The organism is Streptomyces sp. NPDC059851 (assembly GCF_042732005.1).
Lineage (GTDB): Bacteria > Actinomycetota > Actinomycetes > Streptomycetales > Streptomycetaceae > Streptomyces.
This window is the reverse complement of sequence record NZ_JBHWJJ010000256.1, coordinates 1-4,772: the sequence shown is the minus strand read 5'-3', so window position 1 is coordinate 4,772 and position 4,772 is coordinate 1. Positions and strand designations below refer to the sequence as shown.

The following is a 4,772-nucleotide window of genomic DNA, read 5'->3' as shown; positions in this document are numbered from 1 at the left end:
ACCGGCGCCCTTGCGGGCGGGGAGATGGCCTCGGCCGACTTCTGGGTGCGGCACGTCCGCGAGACCGTCCGCTTCCTCGACGGCATCCGCGCCCTCGCCGCCCGCAACACCGTCCACTTCCTGGAGATCGGCCCGGACGCCGTCCTCTCGGCCCTCGCCCAGGACTGCCTCCCCGACCCCACCGGCACCGCCGGCTTCGTCCCCGTACTGCGCGCCGGCCGCCCGGAGAACGAGACCCTGACCGGCGCCCTCGCGCGGCTCCACGTCCGCGGCACGGCCGTCGACTGGGACGCGTACTACGCCGGCACCGGCGCCCAGCGCGTCGACCTCCCCACCTACGCCTTCCAGCGCGAGCCCTACTGGCTCGACGCCGGACGCCCGCCCGCCGACGTCTCCGCGGCCGGCCTGGGAACGGCCGGACACCCCCTGCTCGGCGCCGCCGTCGCCCTCGCCGACCTCGACGGTTTCCTCTACACGGGCCGGCTGTCCCTCGACACCCACCCCTGGCTCGCGGACCACACCGTCATGGGTTCGGCCGTGCTGCCCGGCAGCGCCTTCGTTGAGCTGGCGATCCGGGCCGGCGACCAGGTCGGCTGCGACCTCCTGGAGGAACTCACCCTCCACGCACCGCTCGTCCTGCCCCCGCAGGGGGGTGTGCAGGTGCAGCTGTGGGTCGGAGCCCCCGACGACACCGGCCGCCGCCTCCTCGGCGTGCACTCCCGCCCCGAACCCGCCGCCGACGGCGCCGCTCCCGACGGCACCGACGTGCCGTGGACCCGGCACGCCGACGGCGTCCTCGCCACCGGCGCCCCGCAGCCGTCCGCCGCCTCCGGGACCTGGCCGCCCGCCGGCGCCACGCCCCTGCCCGTCGACGAGCTGTACGCCGGACTCGCCGAGGCCGGACTGCAGTACGGGCCCGCCTTCCAGGGCGTCCGCGCGGCCTGGAAGAGCCCCGACGCGACCTACGTCGAGATCGAGCCGACGGCGGAACTGCTCCCCGACACGGCGCTGTTCGGGTTGCATCCGGCGCTCCTCGACGCCGCCCTGCACACCATCGGCCTCGCCGGGCTCGTCGAGGACACCGGCAGCGGCCGGCTGCCGTTCTCCTGGACCGGGGTGTCCCTCCACGCCGTGGGCGCCTCCACCCTCCGCGTACGGCTGTCCAAGGCGGGCCCGGACACGGTGTCGCTGGCCCTCGCCGACGGCACCGGGCAGCCCGTCGCCGAGGTGGCCGCGCTCACCCTGCGCACCGTCTCGGCCGGGCAGCTGAACACCGGGGCGGGCGGCCCCCACGACCATCTGTTCCACGTGGAATGGACGCCGCTCACCCTCCCCGAGCCGGCCGGGGACGCGCCAGGAGCGGCGGGGGAGCGCACGCTCGTCGTCGACGGGCCGTCCGTCGTCGAGGCCCTGGCCGAGGCGCTGGCGGAGGCCGCCGACAGCGACGTGCCCGCACCGGGCACCGTCCTCGTTCGCTTCCCCGCCGCGCCGGAGCTCACCGCCGAGGCCGTTCACACGGCCGCGCACGACACCCTCCGCCTGCTGCGGCACTGGCTCGCCGACGACCGGCTCGCCGACAGCCGCCTGGTCCTCCTGACCCGGGGCGCCACCGCCGTCCACCCCGGCGACCGCGTGCCCGACCCCGTGCACGCCGCCGTCTGGGGCCTCGTGCGCTCCGCACAGTCCGAGCACCCGGGCCGCTTCGTCCTCGTCGACGGCGAGGAGCCGCCCGCCGAGCTGCCCGGTGCCGTCCTGGACGGCATCCTGGCCTCCCGGGAACCGCAGGTCGCCCTGCGCGCGGGCACGGCCCACGCACCCCGCCTGGCCAAGACGTCCGCCGGCGACGGTGCCGGCACCCCGGCCGAAGCCCCCGTGTACGACGCCGAGGGGACCGTCCTGGTCACCGGAGCGGCCGGCACCCTCGGCCGGCTCGTCGCCCGGCACCTCGTGGCCGAGCGCGGTGTACGACACCTGCTCCTGCTGAGCCGCCGAGGCGACACGGCGCCCGGGGCGGCGGACCTCACCCGCGAGCTGGTCGAACTGGGCGCCCGGGTGACCTGGGCGGCGTGCGACGCCGCCGACCGAGAGGCCCTCGCCGCCGTCCTGGCCGGCATCCCGGACGAGCACCCGCTGACCGGTGTGGTCCACACGGCCGGTGTGCTCGACGACGGCGTCATCGACTCCCTCACCCCCGAACGCCTCGACACCGTCCTGCGGCCCAAGGCCGACGCCGCCCTCCACCTCCACGAACTGACCCGCGACGCCGACCTGTCGGCCTTCGTGCTGTTCTCCTCCGCCGCCGGTGTGTTCGGTGCTCCCGGCCAGGGCAACTACGCCGCCGCCAACTCCTTCCTGGACGCCCTCGCCCAGCACCGCCGGGCCCAGGGCCTCCCGGCCCTCTCCTTGGCCTGGGGCCTGTGGGAGGACGCCGACGGCATGGCCGGCGCCCTGGACCGGGCCGATCTGGAACGGATGAAGCGCGGTGGCGTGCAGGGGCTCACCGCCGTCGACGGCCTCGCCCTCCTCGACCTCGCCGACGCCTTCGCCGCCGCCCCCACCGGTGATGGTGGTGACGGTGGTGACGCGGTGCCGGCCCTGCTCGTACCGATGCGGCTGACCCTGCCGGTCGCCGGGACGGGCGTGCCCCCGCTGCTGCGGGGCCTGGTTCGTACCCCCGTACGACGCACGGCCGCGGCGGGCACGGGGACCGGGCGACCGGAGCCGTCCGGCCTGGAACGGAGCCTGCGCGGCCTCGACGCCGCCGGGCGGGAGCGGCTGCTCCTCGACCTCGTCCGCAGCCAGGTCGCCGACGTCCTCGGCCACGGCACCCCGGACGCCGTCGAACCCGAACAAGCCTTCAGCGAGCTGGGCTTCGACTCGCTCACCGCGGTCGAACTCCGCAACCGGCTCGGCGCGGCCGTCGGCCGCCGACTGCCCGCCACGCTGGTCTTCGACTACCCGACCTCACTGGTCCTCGCCCGCCACCTGGGCGCGGAACTCGGCTCGGACGACGACCAGGCGTCCCGCGCGGTGCCCGCCCCCGGCTCCGGGCGCGGTGGCGCGACCGACGTGGACGACCCGGTCGTGATCGTGGCGATGAGCTGCCGCTACCCCGGCGGCGTCACCACCCCCGAGGAGCTGTGGCGGCTGCTGGAGAGCGGCGGCGACGCCATCACCGGCTTCCCGACCGACCGTGGTTGGGACGTCGAAGCGCTGTACCATCCCGACCCCGACCACCCCGGCACCTCGTACACCCGCCACGGCGGCTTCCTGCACGACGTCGCCGGGTTCGACCCGACGTTCTTCGGGATCAGCCCGCGCGAGGCGGCCGGCACCGACCCCCAGCAGCGACTGCTCCTGGAGACCACCTGGGAGGCGTTCGAGCGGGCCGGCATCGACCCGGCCGACGTGCGCGGCAGCCGCACCGGTGTCTTCGCCGGCGTGATGTACCACGACTACGCCACCCTGCTGGAGCGTTCCGCGGACGGCGCGGACGGCTCGCTGGGCTCCGGCAGCACCGGCAGCATCGCCTCCGGACGCATCGCGTACACCTTCGGCCTCGAAGGCCCCGCCGTCACCATCGACACCGCCTGCTCGTCCTCGCTGGTCGCCCTCCACATGGCGGTCCAGGCCCTGCGCAGCGGCGAGTGCGACCTGGCCCTCGCGGGCGGCGTCACCGTCATGGCCACCCCGGGCACCTTCGTCGGCTTCAGCCGTCAGCGCGGCCTGTCCGCCGACGGCCGTTGCCGCGCCTTCTCGGCCGCGGCGGACGGCACCGGCTGGGGCGAGGGCGTCGGCATGCTGCTCGTCGAGCGCCTGTCGGACGCCCGCCGCAACGGCCACCCGGTACTGGCGGTGGTCCGCGGCTCGGCGATCAACCAGGACGGCGCGAGCAACGGCCTGACCGCCCCCAACGGGCCCTCGCAGCAGCGCGTGATCCGTGCCGCCCTCACGAGCGCCGACCTGACGGTCACCGACGTGGACGCCGTCGAGGCGCACGGCACGGGAACGACCCTCGGCGACCCCATCGAGGCCCAGGCCCTGCTCGCCACGTACGGCCAGGACCGGCCCGCCGACCGGCCGCTGCTCCTCGGCTCCATCAAGTCGAACCTCGGGCACACCCAGGCCGCGGCCGGCGTCGCCGGCGTGATCAAGATGGTGCTCGCCATGCAGCACGGCACGCTGCCCCGCACCCTGCACGCGCAGCAGCCGTCGACGCACGTCGACTGGTCGGCGGGAGCCGTCAGCCTGCTCACCGAACCCGCGCCGTGGCCCGAGACGGGGCGGCCGCGCCGGGCCGGTGTCTCCTCGTTCGGCATCAGCGGCACCAACGCCCACACCATCATCGAGCAGGCGCCGACCACCCCCGACGACGCCCGCGACTCCGATCCGCAGGACGTGCCGGTGCCGGCCGTGCTGCCCGTGTGCCTCTCCGGCCGCACGGCGGACGCCCTCGCCGCCCAGGCCCGGGCCCTGCGCACCCACGTGGACGACCGACCCGACCTCGCGCTCGCCGACCTCGCCCACTCCCTGGCCACGACGCGCGCCGCCTTCGACCACCGCGCCGTGGTCGTCGCGAAGGACCGTGAGGCGGCCCTCACCGCTCTCGACGCACTCGCCGCCGGGCGGCCGGCCACCGGGCTGGTCCGGGGCACGGTCACCAAGGGCGGCAGGACCGCCTTCCTGTTCACCGGGCAGGGCAGCCAGCGCCTCGGCACGGGCCGCGAGCTGTACGCGTCCCGGCCGGTGTTCGCCGAGGCGCTGGACGCGGT

Annotated in this window: 1 protein-coding gene; it reads left to right on the top strand. The window is 76.1% G+C overall.

Translation table 11 applies throughout. The annotated features are described in order from the left end of the window. Positions 1–4,772: type I polyketide synthase (locus ACFV7Q_RS38325; RefSeq protein ID WP_385435578.1), on the top strand; the 4,772-nt coding region annotated here is incomplete at both ends.